The 17,793-nt window shown below is 53.2% G+C and carries 14 protein-coding genes; 3 read left to right on the top strand and 11 right to left on the bottom strand.

The genetic code is table 11. The features are described from left to right. Positions 1-4: 4 nt before the first annotated feature. The 7 genes from ACTJI9_RS16255 to ACTJI9_RS16285 form a co-directional block, all read right to left on the bottom strand. On the bottom strand, positions 5-232 hold the full coding sequence (locus tag ACTJI9_RS16255) for a twin-arginine translocase TatA/TatE family subunit (RefSeq protein WP_115052922.1): 228 nt from the start codon (positions 230-232) through the stop codon (positions 5-7). Between the two features lie 179 nt (positions 233-411). Then, a complete protein-coding gene (gene scpB / locus ACTJI9_RS16260) occupies positions 412-1,134 on the bottom strand; it encodes an SMC-Scp complex subunit ScpB (protein WP_440809317.1) in 723 nt (240 codons plus the stop codon). Then, positions 1,127-1,969, bottom strand: coding sequence for a segregation and condensation protein A (locus ACTJI9_RS16265; RefSeq protein WP_370878827.1), 843 nt, complete (start codon positions 1,967-1,969; stop codon positions 1,127-1,129). The genes scpB and ACTJI9_RS16265 overlap by 8 nt, the downstream gene beginning before the upstream one ends. 28 nt (positions 1,970-1,997) lie before the next feature. Further along, on the bottom strand, positions 1,998-3,017 hold the full coding sequence (gene nagZ, locus ACTJI9_RS16270; RefSeq protein WP_115052919.1) for a beta-N-acetylhexosaminidase: 1,020 nt from the start codon (positions 3,015-3,017) through the stop codon (positions 1,998-2,000). A 79-nt stretch (positions 3,018-3,096) separates the two neighbouring features. Then, positions 3,097-5,616: an SPOR domain-containing protein gene (locus tag ACTJI9_RS16275; RefSeq protein WP_440809321.1), complete on the bottom strand. Its 2,520-nt coding sequence runs from the start codon at positions 5,614-5,616 to the stop codon at positions 3,097-3,099. Positions 5,617-5,716: 100 nt separating this feature from the next. Further along, positions 5,717-7,474, bottom strand: coding sequence for an arginine--tRNA ligase (gene argS / locus ACTJI9_RS16280; RefSeq protein ID WP_115052917.1), 1,758 nt, complete (start codon positions 7,472-7,474; stop codon positions 5,717-5,719). A gap of 64 nt (positions 7,475-7,538) precedes the next feature. Next, a complete protein-coding gene (locus ACTJI9_RS16285; protein WP_440809323.1) occupies positions 7,539-8,747 on the bottom strand; it encodes a deoxyguanosinetriphosphate triphosphohydrolase in 1,209 nt (402 codons plus the stop codon). Between the two features lie 190 nt (positions 8,748-8,937). Here ACTJI9_RS16285 and erpA point away from each other — a divergent pair, with 190 nt between their 5' ends. Then, positions 8,938-9,273 carry an iron-sulfur cluster insertion protein ErpA gene (erpA, locus tag ACTJI9_RS16290; protein ID WP_115052915.1) on the top strand — a complete coding sequence of 112 codons (336 nt, stop codon included), beginning with the start codon at positions 8,938-8,940 and terminating at the stop codon, positions 9,271-9,273. A gap of 63 nt (positions 9,274-9,336) precedes the next feature. Here erpA and ACTJI9_RS16295 read toward each other — a convergent pair whose 3' ends face one another. Beyond that, positions 9,337-10,827, bottom strand: a complete 1,491-nt coding sequence (locus ACTJI9_RS16295; RefSeq protein ID WP_440809326.1) for a nucleobase:cation symporter-2 family protein — start codon at positions 10,825-10,827, stop codon at positions 9,337-9,339. Positions 10,828-10,945: 118 nt separating this feature from the next. On the opposite strand from ACTJI9_RS16295, the gene xth reads away from it, so the two are divergent. After that, positions 10,946-11,725, top strand: a complete 780-nt coding sequence (gene xth, locus ACTJI9_RS16300; RefSeq protein WP_440809328.1) for an exodeoxyribonuclease III — start codon at positions 10,946-10,948, stop codon at positions 11,723-11,725. 76 nt (positions 11,726-11,801) lie between these two features. On the opposite strand, the gene ACTJI9_RS16305 is transcribed toward xth, so the two are convergent. Continuing rightward, positions 11,802-12,596, bottom strand: coding sequence for a tetratricopeptide repeat protein (locus ACTJI9_RS16305; RefSeq protein ID WP_115052913.1), 795 nt, complete (start codon positions 12,594-12,596; stop codon positions 11,802-11,804). A gap of 402 nt (positions 12,597-12,998) precedes the next feature. Here ACTJI9_RS16305 and ACTJI9_RS16310 point away from each other — a divergent pair, with 402 nt between their 5' ends. After that, a complete protein-coding gene (locus ACTJI9_RS16310) occupies positions 12,999-13,241 on the top strand; it encodes a hypothetical protein (RefSeq protein WP_440809330.1) in 243 nt (80 codons plus the stop codon). Here ACTJI9_RS16310 and ACTJI9_RS16315 read toward each other — a convergent pair whose 3' ends face one another. Together ACTJI9_RS16315 and ACTJI9_RS16320 are read right to left on the bottom strand one after the other, a co-directional pair. Then, a complete protein-coding gene (locus ACTJI9_RS16315; protein WP_115052910.1) occupies positions 13,242-14,486 on the bottom strand; it encodes an OmpP1/FadL family transporter in 1,245 nt (414 codons plus the stop codon). A gap of 383 nt (positions 14,487-14,869) precedes the next feature. Continuing rightward, positions 14,870-17,656, bottom strand: a complete 2,787-nt coding sequence (locus ACTJI9_RS16320; RefSeq protein ID WP_336440006.1) for a valine--tRNA ligase — start codon at positions 17,654-17,656, stop codon at positions 14,870-14,872. Positions 17,657-17,793: the final 137 nt, after the last annotated feature.

Genomic DNA, 17,793 nt, shown 5'->3' on the forward strand with positions numbered 1-17,793 from the left:
CCGTTCAAGACTTCTTGGTCTTTTCCTTGACTGAATTCACTGGCTCACTTGTCGTGTTGTCAATGGTCTTGGAATTATTGGCGTCCGCAGCATCTTCGTCGCTCATGCCGCTTTTGAAGTTCTTGATACCCTTGGCAACATCGCCCATCAGCTCAGGAATTTTGCCGCGTCCGAAGAGAAGCAACACGACCGCAAGCACGATAAGCCAGTGCCAGATTGAAAAACTACCCATTTTACCCTCACATTCGCCCAGTGGTTTGAGCTGATCTAAGCTTTTTCCCCGTGCTTTTCAAACACAAGTCGCTTTTGTTCTTTCACATTCGCGTAAACCCAGCGCAAGCCCGAATTGATTTGCGAGGTACGAATTTTGCCTTAAGGGACTATCCGCCGCAAATGTGGCGAGAAATAATGTCACTCCTGCTCAACCTTAGGTGTCAAAAGGCCCAGTTCTTCCAGATCGATATCTGTCAAAGGATCTTCATCCTCGGTCAGTTCGTCCGGATCGTTGAAAGGCACAGGAATTGCAAAATTGGTTGGCATGCGGGCGGAAAGCAGCCCTGCCCCGCGCAGCTCATCTATGCCGGGCAGATCGCGTACTTCCTGTAACCCGAAGTGATCGAGGAACGAGGCTGTTGTTCCATAAGTTATGGGGCGACCGGGCGTGCGGCGACGCCCCCGGAATTTGATCCAGCCCGTTTCCATCAGCACATCAAGCGTGCCCTTGGAGGTTTCAACACCGCGAATATCTTCGAGTTCCGCACGCGTTACCGGCTGGTGATAGGCAATGATAGCAAGCACTTCGAGAGCTGCCCGCGACAATTTCTTGAGCTGTATAGCCTCGCGATTCATCAGGAATGCAAGATCTGCGGCAGTGCGGAATGCCCACGCACCACCAACCTGCCGCAGATTTATACCGCGATTGGAGTATATTTCCTGCAACTCTCCCAGCAACATCGCAACGTCAACATCCGATGGCAGGCGCTCTTTGAGGGCTTTTTCTGTTACAGGCTGCGCCGATGCAAACAGGATCGCCTCAACCATTCGCAACGCGTCTGATGTTTTGACTGCCGTATTCCAGTTGTCCTCAGCCTCTTGCCTGTCAATTTTGACATCGTCATTTGCAGGATCAGCCATTGACCACATCCTTCATTGGTTCTTCCGGCCGGTTGCGGAGGTAGATCGGTTTGAAAGCGCCCGTCTGGCGGATTTCCAGATGTCCCTCGCGGACCATTTCAAGACTTGCAGCAAAAGAACTTGCTATTGCCGAAGCACGTTCTGCCGGAGTCGTAATAAATTCCAGCAAATATTGGTCCAGCGCGGTCCAGTCTTTCATCTCGCCAACGAGACGCATCAATATTTCCCGAGCATCCTTGAGCGACCAGACGGAACGCCGCGCAATCTGCACATGCGAGGTCGCGCGCTTTTGCCTTTGTGAGGCATAGGCAGTCAGAAGCTCATATAGCGTGGCTGAGTAAGCATTTGTCTGATCAACAATAACAGCTTCCGGCATGCCACGGGGAAAGACATCACGGCCAAGACGATTGCAGTTGATAAGCTTCATCGCCGCGTCGCGCATTGCCTCAAGCCGTTTCAGCCTGAATTGCAAAGTGGCGGCCAGTTCTTCGCCGCTTTCACCTTCTTCACCCGGAGCTTTCGGGATGAGCAGCTTCGATTTCAAGTATGTTAGCCAGGCGGCCATGACCAGATAATCAGCCGCCAGTTCAAGGCGAAGGGCCTGTGCCTGCCGGATAAACACGAGATATTGTTCAACAAGGGCAACAACAGAAATTCGCGCCAGATCGACACGCTGATTTCGCGCAAGATGCAGCAAAAGATCAAGCGGCCCCTCAAACCCTTGAATGTCGATGACAAGGGAAGGCTCGCTGGCAGCGCGATCAACCTGGCTCTCCCAAAGCGCCTCCATTGGAGCTGCTTTGTTGCCATTCATGTTTTTTTCGCTAACTGCCAAACCTGTCTCGCTTCCCTGTTATCGCACTTTATGCAACCGCCTCGAACATGCTGCGGAATTCGTCCCTGAGCTCTTCTTCACTGGAAGCGTCGGGTTTCCGTTTGTATTTTATGGCCTTTACCGCCCGTTCAAGTGCCTTGCCTTGCAGCTCCGGAGTGCATGAGGCAACCGCCGTCATTTGCTCCATAATCCCGTGACAATGAAGCACCATATCCAATCCTGCCGCAAAGATTGCTTTGGTTCGGTCGAAGTAATCCCCAGAAAGTGCATTCATGGAGACGTCATCGCTCATCAAAAGCCCGTCAAAGCCTATATAGTCACGGATAATCTCTTCGACCACCTTACCAGACGTCGTAGCCGGATATTTAGGGTCGACCGCTGAAAAGATCACATGAGCGCTCATGGCCATTGGCAGATGCGATAGCGCTTTGAAGGGCGCAAAATCATGCTCAGCCAGTTCATCCAGCCCGGTCGCAACGGTCGGTAGCTCGTGATGCGTATCAGCAAAGGCCCTGCCGTGACCGGGAATATGTTTCATGACCGGCAGCATGCCGCCCGCCAGCAATCCTTCTGCTGCCGCACTGCCCATGGCTGTTACAATGTCCGGATGCTTGCCATAGGCGCGCGTACCGATCACATCATTGGCACCTTCCACCGGCACGTCCAGCACTGGCAGGCAATCCACGTCAATGCCAAGCTTCAACAGATCAAACGCATGCAGGCGGGACAAAAGCCAAGCCGCCCGCAGCCCCTTCTCCTCATTTTCGCGGTAGAGAGCGCCCAGCGCCGAACCCGATGGATAATCAGGGGCCAATGGCGGGCGCAAACGTTGCACACGTCCACCCTCCTGGTCGATTAGCACAGGCGCATCATTGCGCCCGACCAGATCACGCAAATGCGCGCACAAATCTTCGATTTGTGCAGCTTCGCTCACATTGCGTGCAAAAAGAATAAAACCCCAAGGACGTTCATCGCGAAAAAACGCAATCTCATCCGGAGTCAGTTTCAGGCCGGTGGTACCAGCAATCCATGCTTTTGATTCGCTCATATTGGGAGTCTACTGCTTCAATGCACAAAAAGAAAAGGCGGCCAGTGGCCGCCTTTTCTCTTATTTTTGTCTGTTCGGTCTATTGCGTCACAAAGCAGCTTCCGCCTGCGGATTTGTACTTGGAGCACAAATTCACCGCGTCGCTCTTCGAGCCGGCAGGGATACGTACACGATAGAATGTGCCCTTTCCTGCAATCTCGGCCTGCTTGATATCGACACCGCGTCCGCCAATAACGCCCGCATGTTTCTGCGACAGCGATGCATAGGTCTTCTGCGCACCCTCAACGCTTGGCTGCGAAGCAACCTGGATGAAGTAGCTTCCAGCAGCAGGTGCAGCCGAAGCCACCTGTTGTGCAGGAGCATTTTTGGCTGGCACGCGATCAACAATATCGAGCGGCTGTTCGGCAGGACGCGATTCCACCACGGGAACGTTTTTCGGCGCAACCGAGGCGACTGTTTCCTGTGTGATCTTCTTCGTTTCTACCGGCTTGGCCGCAACTTGAGCTTTTGGAGCAGCGGGTGCCGCAGCGGCTGGCGCTTCTGGCGCAAGCGCTGGTTCCGGCTCAACTGGATCTCCTCCCGCAAGTGCAGCAACAGGATCATCCGCTGAGACAGGCCCCGTTGCTGTGTTGCCGGGACGTTCCACGGGAGCAGCGGCGGCACCAGTGCCTGCCGGCGGCGCGTCAGGAGTAATGGAGGCAACCATCGTTCCGTCCGGCTTGACGATCATTGTCTGAACCTTACGCGGTGCAAGTGCACCATTGCGTTCCGGAGCTGGCTCATTTGCCGCCAGATCTTGATCGGCAGGGTCGATACGCGCATCAACCTTGTCGGCGATTGGCACTTCATCGTCTTCATCGGCTGCAAGATCAACAGGATCCTGGCGCGTTGTTACCAATTGCTCCTGTTTAGGCGTTACCGGAGCAGCGGTTGCATCCTTATCGAAAACAGCCTTGTCCTGATTGGGAACGACAGCGCTCGCCGTTGCTTCTGGCTGAACCTTCATCGGCGCCTTATCGGCCATGATGACCACGGGTTCACCACCCGTTGAGCCAGTCCACTTATATGCGAGCGCACCCGCAACAGCGACCAGAACCACAGCAGCAGCCACACCCGGAACGAACAGAGGATTACGGCGCGGCCTGTTTTCGTTCTGCGCATAGGCTCCAGCAGCAATGTCGACATCATCCTGACGCGGATCATAACCGAAATTAGCATCGTCCTCAGGACCGTGCTGATAACGGGCCGAGGCAGCAGGAGCCTGCAATGCTGCTCCGGCTACACCTGCCGCAGCGACACCGGCAGCCGCATAGCCAGCTTCATTGTAACGGCTTTGTTCGGCTTCATTGCCAAAGACATCGGCATAGATTTCAGCAAACTCGTCCTTTGCAGGTTCCGGCTGTGCCTGTTCCTTGGACGCTGCAGCAAAATCATTGTGCTGTGTGTCGGATTCGATCGAGCCGAATACTTCAGCAAACTCGCTCTCCAGCTCGTTGAGACCATTGTTCTGGGGAGCATCGTCTTCGTAGTTCACCATCGGAAGATCGAGTGACTCGGTGTAGTCAACCCGACTTTCGGTAACGGCGATAGTATCCACATCAGGTGCTTGAGCCGGCTTGGCGGCGCGATCGAGTTCATCCGCATAATCGCTCAAGGCATGAACTTCTGGAACCTTAGGCACCCCGGCAATAGGAGCAGCAACTGGAACAGCGATCTGTTCCCGCACTGGCGCAAGCTCTTCCTCGGCATCCATCGGCACTTCAAAATCATCAAGCGCTGCCATCAGCTCCTGATCATTGAAAGCATCTTCGATTTCCGTGTCGGAATTTTCCTGCTCGGCATAGGAAACCTGCGGCTCATAAGAAGGCTCTGGTGCAGCATAAGCAACCGGCGCAGCAATCTCCTCCACAGGCGGCTCATACGCAGCAGCGGGCGATGCTGGTGCATAAGCGACCGGAGCAGGCGCTGGCGCTGCTTCTGGCTGCTGGTAGGCAGTTGCGCGGCTGATAATCGGCGCTGCTTCCGTGCGACCGGCTACATTGGAACGTGAACCGTATCCCCAGGATGCATTCGCAGACCTCTGCACAACTGGCCTTGCCGATCCGGCAAGCAGTGTTTCCAATTCATCTTCAAGGCTGATCGCCGGCGCGGCCGCAACTGGCGCAGCGGGAGCTTCAGCGCCTGTATTTGAAATTACACCCTCGCCTGCTTCATTGTCGGCATAAGCCGTCTCCGGCTCATAATCCGCATAGTCAGGCTCTTCGTAAGCGGCGACGGGTTGCGCAGGAATGTCGTAAGGCTGCTCAGGCTGCATGGCCGAAAGCTCGCGCTCGATTGACTCCTGAAATTCGCTAGCGTCAGGCTCGTCATTCTGCTGATTGCGATCTGATTCAGCCGAAGCGGACTGTGAGGTGACTTCGTCATCGAAGCCTCCCATCAGTTCGCGTTCAAGATCCAGAGCAAAATCATCATTGGACCCGGAAGGTGACTCATCCTGCTCCGGAGTTCCCATAATGCGGGATAGCTCCATCAGAGGATCATCAATACCGAATCGCGAATCATCCTGCCGGTTAGAACGCTGAAGATAGTTTTCCGCCATGGCGTTAATCCTGTACTCTCAACTGTGGGACGTCCGAAAACGTCACGCATTGGCCATACCAGCGCAATGTGGGCAAAAGTTGACAGGATTTCTACGCTTATTAGCGCATTTCAGTCGGAGCGTCCGCACCAATAATTGACAAACCGGACGCCAAAACCTTCGAAACAACCTGAACCAGCCCTAGCCTGGCTTGGGACAAGTTTGGATCGTTAACCTTAATAAAACGTAAGTCCGGATTTTCAGTGCCTTTATTCCACTGTCCATGCAGCGAACTTGCAAGGTCATAAAGGTAAAATGCGACCCGGTGCGGCTCCTGATGAAGCGCAGCTGTTTCGATCATGCGCGGATATTCGGCAAGCTTGCGGATAAGCGCAATTTCACTCTCGTCGGTCAGCAAATTGAAATGCTTCGCGCTCGCCGCCAGATCCACTTCGCCAATGCCAAGCTGCTCAATCGCCTGCCGGAACACCGAATGGCACCGTGCGGACGCATATTGAACGTAGAACACAGGATTATCTTTCGAATGTTCCGTTACTTTGGCAAAATCGAAATCAAGGGGTGCATCATTCTTCCGGTATAGCATCATGAACCGGACGGGATCGCGGCCAACTTCCTCAACCACATCCCGCAGGGTCACAAATTCGCCGGACCGCTTCGACATCCGCACCGGCTCGCCATTGCGGTAAAGTTTGACGAGCTGGCAAATCAGTACCGTCAGCTTTGCCGTGCCGCCCGAAACTGCGCGCGCCAGTGATTCCAGCCGCTTGACGTAGCCGCCATGGTCTGCACCAAGCACATAGATCATCTCATCGAAATGCCGGTCATACTTGTCTTTGAAATAGGCAACGTCCGCCGCAAAATAAGTGAACTGACCATCCGACTTCACCAATGGCCGATCGATATCATCACCCACATCTGTGGACCGAAACAGGGTTTGTTCCCTGTCTTCCCAATCTTCCGGCACTTGGCCTTTGGGTGGAGGAAGCTTACCCTTGTAGACATGCCCCTTCAGCGTCAGATCATTGATGGCCGAGCGGATGAGCTTGGCATTATTGGCGTGCAGCGTCCGCTCGGAGAAAAAGATGTCGTGATGAACGTTGAGCGAAGCCAGATCGTCACGGATCATTGCCATCATTGCGTCGATAGTCCGGTCCTTGACGATCGCAAGGCTTTTTTCTTCCGGCATTTCGAGCAATTTCGTACCGTAATCGTCGGCCAGCGCCTTGCCGACAGGAACGAGATAGTCGCCCGGATATAAACCGGCAGGAATCTCACCGATCTGTTCTCCCAAAGCCTCGCGGTACCGGAGCATGACAGAATTTGCCAACACGTCGATCTGCGCGCCGGCATCGTTGATGTAATATTCCTTGCCAACTTCGTAACCGGCAAAAGATAGAAGATTGGCCAGCGCATCACCCACCACTGCGCCGCGGCAGTGCCCGACATGCATTGGACCTGTCGGATTGGCTGAAACATACTCAACATTGACCCTATGGCCATAGCCGAGCTTTGACCGGCCATAATCGAGTCCGGCATCAAGCATGGTGGAGAGTTGCTGTTGCCAGTAACTGTCTTTCAGCCTCAAATTGATAAAGCCCGGACCTGCAACATCGACTGAGCCGACATCAGGATCATTCTTCAGCGCATCACCGATTTTAACGGCAAGTTCGCGTGGATTTTGACCGACCGCTTTCGACAACACCATCGCTGCATTGGTTGCAATATCGCCATGACTTGCATCGCGAGGTGGCTCGACGCCAACGCGCGACAGATCGACTGCTGCACCATCAGTTGTTTTCAAATCAAGTGCTTGCAGGGCGTTCTTAATCCGCGCATCGAAGTCCGCGAAGATGTTCATGACGTAATTCTCATTCGAGGTTTATAGAAAAGTCTGGGGCCTCATGGCCAAAGTTGAGCCTGCTCTAGGACAATTCGGGCGTATGGTCAAACAGCCTGCGATGCTCGCGCACAGCATAAGTGTCGGTCATACCACTCAGGAAATCGGCAACCAGGCGAGCGCGGGCGGGCATATCTGCCTGAACTTGCTCGTTCCTCCAGCCTTCCGGCATTGCTTGAGCGTCATTCATATAGGCTTCAAAAAGATTTCTCACAATCTTGTCAGCCGATTTGCGCACTCTTAGAACACTTTCGTGAAAATACAGATTGTCGTAGAGAAATGTCTTCAGTGCCTTCTCTTGCAATCTCATAGCCTCGGTGAAGGCAACAATGTTTTGCCCAGCATTGTGTATGTCTTCGATCTTTTGAGGTTGGATACGATCAAGATTGGCTTGTGACTGACTTATAACGTTCTCAACCATCAGGGTTATCTGGCGTCTGACAATCTCATGTGTCGTGCGAACTTCATCAAGTTTGGGATATTTTGTCCTTACAGCCCGCAAAATATCGCCGATTATTGCTACATCTTCCAGAGCATCCAAGGATAGGAGGCCCGAACGAAGCCCATCGTCAATGTCGTGAGCATTATAAGCGATATCGTCTGCTATTGCGGCGCATTGCGCTTCAAGAGAGGCATGGTGCCCAAGTTCCAGATTAAACTGGGCATTATACTCAAGGATCGCCGCCGGAACAGGATGACCAATGCCTCGCCCTTGGGTATCCATTAGCGGGCCATTATGTTTGACAAGCCCCTCCAGCGTCTCCCAGGTCAGGTTTAGACCATCAAACTCGGCATATCGCCTTTCAAGACTGGTTACGATCCGCAGCGATTGCGCATTATGATCAAAGCCGCCAAAATCGCGCATCTTTTCATCCAACGCGTCTTCGCCGGTATGGCCAAAGGGCGTGTGACCAAAATCATGTACCAGGGCAATCGCTTCAGCCAAATCCTCATCAAGGCGCATTGAGCGAGCCAGGGCTCGGGCAATCTGCGCCACCTCAATCGTGTGCGTGAGCCTCGTGCGGTAATGGTCGCCCTCATGGGCAATAAAAACCTGAGTTTTATGTTTCAGGCGGCGAAACGCAGTCGAGTGAATAATTCTGTCGCGATCGCGCTGAAATACGGTGCGCGTTGGACTTTCGCTCTCAGCTACGAGCCGCCCACGGCTATGCTGTGGGTCGCTGGCATAAGATGCCCGTTCCCTGTAACCAAAACCCACATCCTGCATCGACATTATTTCACTTCCCGCCTTCTTGTGCATGCTTCGGAACATGCGAGCACAGCAGTACCACCCATTAACACGCATGCCGTTGACTTCACCGTCGCCAATTCTTAGCTATGGTGTATAATGAATGGCAAGGCATGACATGATGATGTTCTGTCTTTGGAGCCGGGCGGATGTTTCCCGCGAAGGAATGTGAAGAATGACCGAAGTTGTAAATGTTTCTGTCTCCGACGCTGCGGCCAAGCGCATCTCGGCAATTTTAAAATCCGACCCTGACAAAACCGCCCTGCGCATCTCTGTCGAAGGTGGCGGCTGCTCGGGCTTTTCCTATAAGTACGATCTGGTCGATGCACAGGATGCAGATGACATCGTAATCGAAAAATTGGGAGCAAAGGTTTTGATCGATTCGATTTCACTGCCCTATATTGGCGGGTCGGAGATTGATTTTGTCGATGACCTGATGGGCCAGTCTTTTCAAATCCGCAACCCGAATGCCACATCCTCATGCGGTTGCGGCACGAGTTTCTCCGTCTAGGCTGCTCGCCTCTTCTCAAGCTGTTTCAAAAGGCTGTCTCGCGACAGCCTTTTTTATTTCCCCTCAAGCTTCAGCGCCTTTTGCCGCCTCACGCAAATCGTCGGCACTCCCCAAAGCCCCATTGAAATACCAATTCAGCAAAACTGAAGAGACCGATGCCAGAAGAATGCCGGATTCGATCAAGGGATGAACGGCGTGCGGCATCCACATTTTGAAGTCGGGGGCCACCAGCGGGATCATTCCCAAAGCCAACGACACTGCCACAATGAAAAGGTTGTTGCGGCTTGATTGGAATTCCACCTTCGACAATATGCGTATGCCCGTCGCTGCCACCATGCCGAACATCACCAGCCCTGCCCCGCCAAGAACAAATTGCGGCAATGATTCAACAAGAGCGCCCATTTTGGGCATCAGCCCGAGTATGAGCAGTATCAGACCGGCCGCCACGCATACGAAGCGGCTTTTGACGCCGGTCACGCCTACGAGCCCGACATTTTGCGAGAAGCTCGTATAGGGAAACGTGTTAAAGACACCCCCAATGACTGTTCCCAGACCATCTGTGCGAAGTCCGGCTGATAACATTGGCCGGGTTATTTTCTTTCCCGTCAGATCGCCAAGCGCCAGAAACATGCCCGTAGATTCGATCATCACGACGATCATGACAAGACTCATGGTGATGATCAGCACAGGATCGAAAATCGGTATGCCGAAATGAAACGGCGTGATGATTGCAAACCAGCCGGCGGAAGCAACTTTCTCGAAACCCATCATGCCCAGACTTGTCGCCACGAGCGCGCCAATGACGATACCGAGAAGCACGGCAATGTTTGAGATGAACCCCTTGCCGAAGCGCGCAATGAGCAGGATCGAGACAAGCACAACAGCGGAGATCGCAATATTCGAAAGCGGCGCATAAGCAGGATTTTGCAGCGAAGGTGCAAGCGCCAGCTTTTGCGGCAATGCCGGTAAAGCAGAACCCGGCGCGACGGCAAGCTCGGTAATCGTTTTAAGCCATGCCGCATGTTCGGGAGAAACGATTTTAGGAGCCGTGGGGCCAAAGGGATTACCGAAAACCCAATTGATGCCGACCCGCATCAGCGAAACCCCGATGACCAGGATAATCGTGCCTGTCACCACCGGCGGAAAGAAACGCAGCAGACGGCTCATAAGCGGTGCCAGCAGCATTGCTACAAACCCCGCACCGATAATGGCGCCGAAAATCAGCCGCGCTCCGTCCGGCCCCGTATTGGCATTGGCCATGGCGACCATGGGACCTACGGCAGCGAATGTTACGCCCATCATCACCGGCAGCTTTATCCCAAACCACTGGGTTGCGCCAAGCGACTGGATGATCGTCACGATCCCGCAGACAAAGAGATCGGCGGAGATCAGAAAAGCAACGTCTGCAGGCGCTAACTGCAAGGCGCGGCCTACGATCAAAGGCACCGCAATCGCCCCCGCATACATGACGAGGACGTGCTGAATGCCCAAGGCTGCAAGACGGGGCACGGGCAAGCCCGCATCAACATCATGAATATGTGAAGGACTGCTCATAAATACCCCCAATGGCTTGACCGGTTGATGACCGGACGAGTATCGTTTTCCCCACTAATGAGAATGACCTATATTGGTCGTTGCGCAACCGAAAACTCAGCAAAGCCAAGTGTTTCCCATGAAAATTGTCACCTGGAACATCAACGGCGTCAAAGCTCGCATCGAGGTTCTCAAGGCTTGGTTGCGGGAGTCCGATCCGGATATTGTTTGTTTGCAGGAAATCAAATCTGTCGACGAGGGTTTTCCCCGCGAAGAAATTGAAGCGCTTGGCTACCATGTGGAGACGAATGGACAAAAGGGCTTCAATGGCGTCGCTATCTTGTCGAAAACCTCGCCCGAAGAAGTAACGCGAGGACTTCCCGGCGAAGACGAGGACGACCATGCGCGTTTTATCGAGGCGGTTTTCTCAACGGAAAAGGGCATGTTGCGCGTCGTCTCGCTCTATCTGCCCAATGGCAATCCGATCGATACGGAAAAATTCCCCTACAAGCTGCGCTGGATGGCCCGTTTGGAAAAATGGGCAGAGGAGCGTTTGAGCCTCGAAGAGCCGCTGATCCTGGCCGGCGATTATAATGTCATCGCTGAGCCTATCGATGCGCGCAATCCCGAAGCCTGGGTAAATGATGCGCTGTTTCAACCTGAAACGCGACAGGCTTTCCGCCGTTTGGAAAATCTGGGTTTCACCGATGCGGTGCGCAGCGTGACCGATGCGGCTGGAACTTATACATTCTGGGATTATCAGGCGGGCGCCTGGCAAAAGAACAATGGCATTCGGATTGACCATCTCATGCTGTCACCGGAAGCGGCCAATCGTCTGGAATCTGCCAGCATAGAAAAACATGTCCGTGCCAGGGAAAAGCCTTCGGATCACGTCCCGGTCGCGATAATTATCGTCTAGAGCGGATTTTAACGCTATTCGGATACGATGATGGGTTCAAGCCAAGTTCATCGAACTTGGTTTGCGCTGACAGCTATTAGAAATCGCCAGTCTTTACGATATCGCCAGCCAGAACCATGGCCGTGCGGCGATCCGCTTCATCCGCAATCGAAAATGCCTGTTCCTGAATATCACCGATCCAGATGCGATCCTTGCCGGTTGCGTGTTCAAGCGCTGCCGTCATCATTGCCAGCCCGCGAACGGTCTTGCCAGCCTGAAACAACAGATTGCCAAGCATCGCTTGAGCACCGGCATGGCCCTTTTGTGCTGAGAGCCGGAACCAGCGTGCTGCCTGATTGGGGCTTGCACTGCCACCCTCGCCGCGCATCAGCATTTTGCCGAGTTCGAACTGTGCGTCCGGATCGCCAAAATTCGACGCTGCCTGCAGATAAAGGTCGCGGGCGGCACTTGGGTTGGAATTGATGGGTGAATTTGGGATGCCGCGTTTTACATATCCGGCAAGAGCTACAAGCGCATCTGCAACATAACTCTCATTCTCGGTGCCTTGATCAGCGCCTTCCTGGATGACTTGCTCAAACATCTTATAGGCTTCGTAATCGTCTTCTTTTACGCCGTCGCCTTCGGCATACATTCGTCCGAGTTTCCAGTTTGCGCCCTGATGGCCTTTTTCAGCGGCAAAACGCAAGGCTTTGACTGCCTCATCCTTGTGACCGTTTTTGTAGGCAGAAAAACCAAACTTGAAGAGAGCAAAAGGGCTGGAATCCTCGTTCATCTCATTCTTGGTATCAAAAGCCATGCAGGGCAGAGTCATGGCGCTCAGGAAAAGACCAATTCCCACAATGGGAGCGAGAAAACGATCAGCAATCAGCATGGCAGCTTAATTCCTTCGCTCGGGCTCGCCATTGTCGCAGCCGCTAGGCGCGCCGTAACGGCAGACCGGATTTCAACACCGCCAGTCAACACCCTTATGGCGGCTCGCAACGGAATTGTAGAATATTTCAGATCATTTGAGCCATGGTTGGGCAGATTTCCGGCAATAGTGCGGCTGCGCTTTGCAGAATTGTTCCAGTATTCAAGGTCTGGATTAATGGCCGATGATCGCAACTCTAAAATAGAATTGCGATATGCCACTGCGTGGTGGCTTTTCGAAGCTTCATGCGAAAGTAGTGTCGCGTCCATCATTACCCCAAAACGGTACGCCAGCAATATTGCCTGACGTTATACCTCTAAAAGGTTACCGCCTTATCGAGGTGCTCCGGGTTTGTGGCGCAAAATGGGCAAATTTGGCTACCGAAAGCGCTGTGTGAATCATCCTGGCCACACTGTTGCCGAATCGTCACAAAAAGTGATGCCTAAACACAAACCGGCATGGATGCCGGACGCTATCTGCCGCTACGGTTTCCCCCGGGCACAGGTGGCCATCGATCAAATGCAGGCATTGACCAAGGAAGCCACGGTACCAATAAAAAAGCCCGGCATCTTTGCCGGGCTCTTTCGCTATTTCGTTAAGCAGTGATCAGAACTTCAGCTTGCCTGAGATCGACAGCGCTGACACGAAGTCATCGCCGAAATCATACTTGGCATCATTGCCGCAGCCAGTGTTGACGGTGCACTTTGTCGGACCGTACGAACCGGAAGTGAGCATACCCACTGCACCGCCTACGCGCAGTTCAACATTCTTGTTAGGCGACCAGGAAACGCCGCTCGACAGCAGCCATGTGTCTGTCTGAGTGGTCAAGCCTGTCGAAGTTCCACGGTCCCAGGAAACCTGAACCTGACCGCTCCATTGGTCGTTAAACTTGTGACCAACACCTGCAGCAACCGTCCAGCCATCCCGGAACATAAGATCGATCGATGTCGCCTTGGCAGGTGAGTTAGGTCCGCAGGAAACTGCACCCCTTGTGGATATTGGGCAGAATGACACGACTTCGAGAACGCTCCAGTCAACCCACTTAACCGAACCGAAAGCCAGCCAATCGGGCGCAATACCTGTTTGGATTTTGAATTCCAAAGATTGCGGCATGGTTGCCGTGCCGTAAACATCGGTCACACGGCCAAAGAGTGCCGGGGTGCCAGGAATTCCTGCTGGCAGATCAGTAAGATCGAGAGTGCCTTCAACGTCACCGAGATCAACTTCGGCATTGTAGATCAAGCTTGCGCGCAATGCGATTTCTGGAATTTCGTAAGCAGCACCGATACGCCAGCCTACACCATCACCTTCGAGTTCAAGCAGGCCGTTACCGTCAAAACCAAGCCGCCGGAACGCGGGTGTAACCATCCGCTCTTTGAAACCTTCGACCTTTTGGTAAGAAACACCGCCGAGTGCGCGGAGGAAGCCTTTGCCAACATCGAACTTGTAAGAGCAAGTCAAACCATAATCATGGCTTTCGATCTTGGTTTCGATGTTCTGGTTGGAGCCCTTCCAATCGTCACCTGGGTTGGTATGAACTCCCCATGGCTGGCTATACTGAGCCAAGCAATCGAAATCCTCAGTGATGCCAACTTTAACGCCGACGCGAGGAATGGTGTAATTTTCGGTCTCGCTGACAGAAGATTTGCCACCTGCATTAAGACCCTGTGCATTCTTGATCTTGCGATCAGGCATGACATAGATCACGCCAGCTTCAGAGGCGAAACGATCTTCGCTGAACAGCAGATCGTAATTGTAGCCTCCGCGCTCAAGCCCCCCGGCTTGCGCAGCAGAGGCCACACCAGTCAACAATAGTGCCCCGCCCAACATTGTCGAAATAGCTTTAGACATTAATTCCTCCCCGAAAGCTTTATAATGTGCCCCGAATGTCAGCCTAATTCGGGAAATATTACCAATACGTAATAGGTAACAAAGCAATCTTATTGAGTGCAATATCTTTGATTGCGCCCCGTTATGGGAGAAAAACGGGAGATTCTTCAAAAACTGACTTTTTTCGAAAATCAGTTCAAAATTATCGCGGGTTTCCCACTAGTCACAAAGCATTATGGGGGAAATAGCGGTTTTTTAGCCAAAAAACGTCATTGTTGCGCAAATGCAACGCACTTCAAAAATGACAAAATTGGGGCTTTTGATCGACGAAAATGGGGTGGCTCGCCGCATATTTCAAGGGACGAGCCACTCCAAATTTCATTATCGGCAATAAAACTCCGGAATCAGCTCGCCTCGCGAACGCGCCGTATCGCCACTTCGATTTTACCAGCGGCCTCCTGAAGCTCGGCCAGTCGTTCGCGTTCTGCCTGCACGATCTCCGGTTTGGCATTGGCAACGAATTTCTCATTGCCGAGCTTTTTACCGATCTTGTCGCTTTCATCGGCGATCTTACCGGCCTCCTTGGTCAGTCGCGCAATTTCAGCATTGACGTCAATAAGGCTGCCCAGTGGCAGGCAGGCTGTAGCTTCGCCGATGACAAATTGTGCCGAACCCTTAGGGGCCTCGCTTTCCAGCGTAATCGTGTCTACGCGCGCCCGCCACTTGATCGCAGCTTCGTGACGCTGCAAGCGCGCCTCGGTGGCTTCATTGGCACCGATGACGACGAGCGGAGCCACAGCGGAAGCAGGGACATTCATCTCGGCCCGAACGGAACGGATACCGGTTACCAGATCGATCAACCAATTGATCTCTGAGGCGGCATCGGTATCAACGAATGATGACACTGGCCATTCAGCATGGCACAGCAGGGTTTCACGCTTCGCACCCTCGCCCGCCGTATGCGCCCAGAGCTCCTCCGTCATGAATGGCATGAACGGATGCAGAAGCTTGTAGATCTCATCAAGCACATAGGCTGCACAGGCTTGTGCTTCCGCCTTTGCCTCGGCATCGTCACCATTGAATACAGGCTTCAAAAGCTCGATGTACCAGTCGCAGAACTGGTTCCATACAAAACGATAGGCCGCGCTTGCAGCTTCATTGAAGCGATAAGTGGCGATACCGTCGGTAACTTCACGCACAGCATTGGTGAGCTCTGTCAGAATCCAGCGGTTAACCGTCAGCTTGGCATCGTCCGGCTTGAAAGACGGGTTGCGCGCAACACCATTCATTTCAGCAAAGCGCGTTGAGTTCCAAAGCTTGGTACCAAAATTGCGATATCCGGCAATACGGCTGGTATCCAGTTTCACGTCGCGGCCCTGAGCGGCCATGATGGCAAGGGTAAACCGCAACGCATCAGCGCCGTATTCATCCATCAGTTCCAGCGGATCAATAACGTTGCCTTTGGACTTCGACATCTTCGCACCGTTCTTGTCGCGAACAAGCGCGTGCATATAGACGGTGTGAAACGGCTCCTTATCCATAAAGTGCAGGCCCATCATCATCATCCGGGCAACCCAGAAAAATATGATATCAAAGCCGCTCACCAGAACGCTGGTTGGATAATAGGTCGAAAGCTCCGGTGTCTTGTCGGGCCAGCCAAGCGTTGAAAACGGCCAGAGCGCCGAAGAGAACCATGTATCGAGCACATCTTCATCGCGCGTCAGGATTTCTCCGGGCTTCAGGTTCTCCAGAAGGTTCTGCACATGCGCCTTCATAGGTCCTTCATGGGCGAGATAATGCTGAACGGCTGCGCTGAGCGCTTCTTCTTCTGTGCGCTCGACGAAAACCTGACCATCCGGTCCATACCAGGCGGGAATTTGATGCCCCCACCACAATTGCCGTGAAATCGCCCAAGGCTGGATGTTTTCCATCCAGTCATAATAGGTTTTTTCCCAGTTTTTCGGCACAAAATTGGTCCGGCCCTCACGAACACTGGCAATGGCTGGCTTGGCGAGCTCGCCCGCATTCACATACCACTGATCTGTCAGATAAGGCTCAATCGGCACATCACCGCGATCGCCATGGGGTACGGAATGGGTGTGGTCCTCGATCTTCTCAAGATAACCGCCATCGTCCATCATAGCGACAATCAGCTTGCGTGCTGCAAAACGATCCTTGCCGTCCAGTGCGTGGATAAACTGATCCAGATGACTCGATTTCTCCAAACCCTCCAGGAAATCATTGTTTTCCTTGAGGAAAATCGATGCATTCGTATTAAGAATGTTGATCTGCCGGAGATCATTGCGCTTGCCCACTTCAAAATCGTTGAAATCGTGCGCAGGCGTAATCTTCACAGCGCCGGATCCGGCTTCAGGATCAGCATAATCATCGGCAACGATAGGAATATGACGACCGATGAGCGGCAGAACAACATTATTGCCAATAAGCGCATGATAGCGGGCATCGTCAGGATTGACGGCAACGCCCGTATCGCCAAGCATTGTCTCTGGCCGGGTTGTTGCGACAACAATATATGTATGCGGATTTTCCGGATCGAAGGCGACATTCTCCAGCGGATAGCGGAAATGCCACAAATGCCCCTTCATCTCGCGCGACTCGACCTCAATATCCGAAATCGCAGTCAGCAGCTTGGGGTCCCAATTGACCAGACGTTTGTCTTTGTAAATGAGCCCCTGCTTGTAAAGTGTAACGAAAACCTCAAGAACGGCCTTCGACAAGCCTTCATCCATGGTAAAGCGTTCGCGCGACCAATCGCAGGACGCACCCAGGCGTTTCAGCTGTCCGGCAATAATCCCGCCAGACTCCGCCTTCCACTCCCACACACGCTCGACAAACTTCTCACGGCCCATCTCACGGCGACCCGGCTGTTGACGCTCCATCAATTGCCGCTCGACAACCATTTGCGTTGCAATACCGGCATGATCCATGCCCGGCTGCCACAAGACATTCTTGCCACGCATCCGCTCAAAGCGGACCATAATGTCCTGAATGGTATTATTCAGTGCATGTCCCATATGCAGAGAGCCAGTCACATTTGGCGGCGGTATGACAATCGCAAAGGGATCTGCGCCCGGCTTGGAACCGGCACCGGCCTTAAAGGCACCCGCCTCTTCCCAGCGTTTTGCAATCTCTGGCTCTACGGCCGCGGCGTCATAAGTCTTCTCAAGCATAAAACTGTCCGTCATTTTGCGGAAAAAAAGGATTGTTAGGGTGTAAACCCAATGGCGAGGCTCAAGTCAATGATATCGTACGCCTGAAACGAAAAGACCGCCATCTGGCGGCCCCTACAAGCTCGACGAGGTATTTC

The sequence above is a fragment of the Phyllobacterium sp. 22552 genome, assembly GCF_052044585.1.
GTDB lineage: Bacteria > Pseudomonadota > Alphaproteobacteria > Rhizobiales > Rhizobiaceae > Phyllobacterium > Phyllobacterium ifriqiyense.

Excerpts from the sequence above, each read along its gene's own strand:
- ACTJI9_RS16255 (WP_115052922.1), bottom strand. The coding sequence starts at position 232 with ATGGGTAGTTTTTCAATCTGGCACTGGCTTATCGTGCTTGCGGTCGTG.
- scpB (WP_440809317.1), bottom strand. The coding sequence starts at position 1,134 with ATGGCTGATCCTGCAAATGACGATGTCAAAATTGACAGGCAAGAGGCT.
- nagZ (WP_115052919.1), bottom strand. The coding sequence starts at position 3,017 with ATGAGCGAATCAAAAGCATGGATTGCTGGTACCACCGGCCTGAAACTG.
- ACTJI9_RS16275 (WP_440809321.1), bottom strand. The coding sequence starts at position 5,616 with ATGGCGGAAAACTATCTTCAGCGTTCTAACCGGCAGGATGATTCGCGA.
- argS (WP_115052917.1), bottom strand. The coding sequence starts at position 7,474 with ATGAACATCTTCGCGGACTTCGATGCGCGGATTAAGAACGCCCTGCAA.
- ACTJI9_RS16285 (WP_440809323.1), bottom strand. The coding sequence starts at position 8,747 with ATGTCGATGCAGGATGTGGGTTTTGGTTACAGGGAACGGGCATCTTAT.
- erpA (WP_115052915.1), top strand. The coding sequence starts at position 8,938 with ATGACCGAAGTTGTAAATGTTTCTGTCTCCGACGCTGCGGCCAAGCGC.
- ACTJI9_RS16295 (WP_440809326.1), bottom strand. The coding sequence starts at position 10,827 with ATGAGCAGTCCTTCACATATTCATGATGTTGATGCGGGCTTGCCCGTG.
- xth (WP_440809328.1), top strand. The coding sequence starts at position 10,946 with ATGAAAATTGTCACCTGGAACATCAACGGCGTCAAAGCTCGCATCGAG.
- ACTJI9_RS16305 (WP_115052913.1), bottom strand. The coding sequence starts at position 12,596 with ATGCTGATTGCTGATCGTTTTCTCGCTCCCATTGTGGGAATTGGTCTT.
- ACTJI9_RS16310 (WP_440809330.1), top strand. The coding sequence starts at position 12,999 with ATGGGCAAATTTGGCTACCGAAAGCGCTGTGTGAATCATCCTGGCCAC.
- ACTJI9_RS16315 (WP_115052910.1), bottom strand. The coding sequence starts at position 14,486 with ATGTCTAAAGCTATTTCGACAATGTTGGGCGGGGCACTATTGTTGACT.
- ACTJI9_RS16320 (WP_336440006.1), bottom strand. The coding sequence starts at position 17,656 with ATGCTTGAGAAGACTTATGACGCCGCGGCCGTAGAGCCAGAGATTGCA.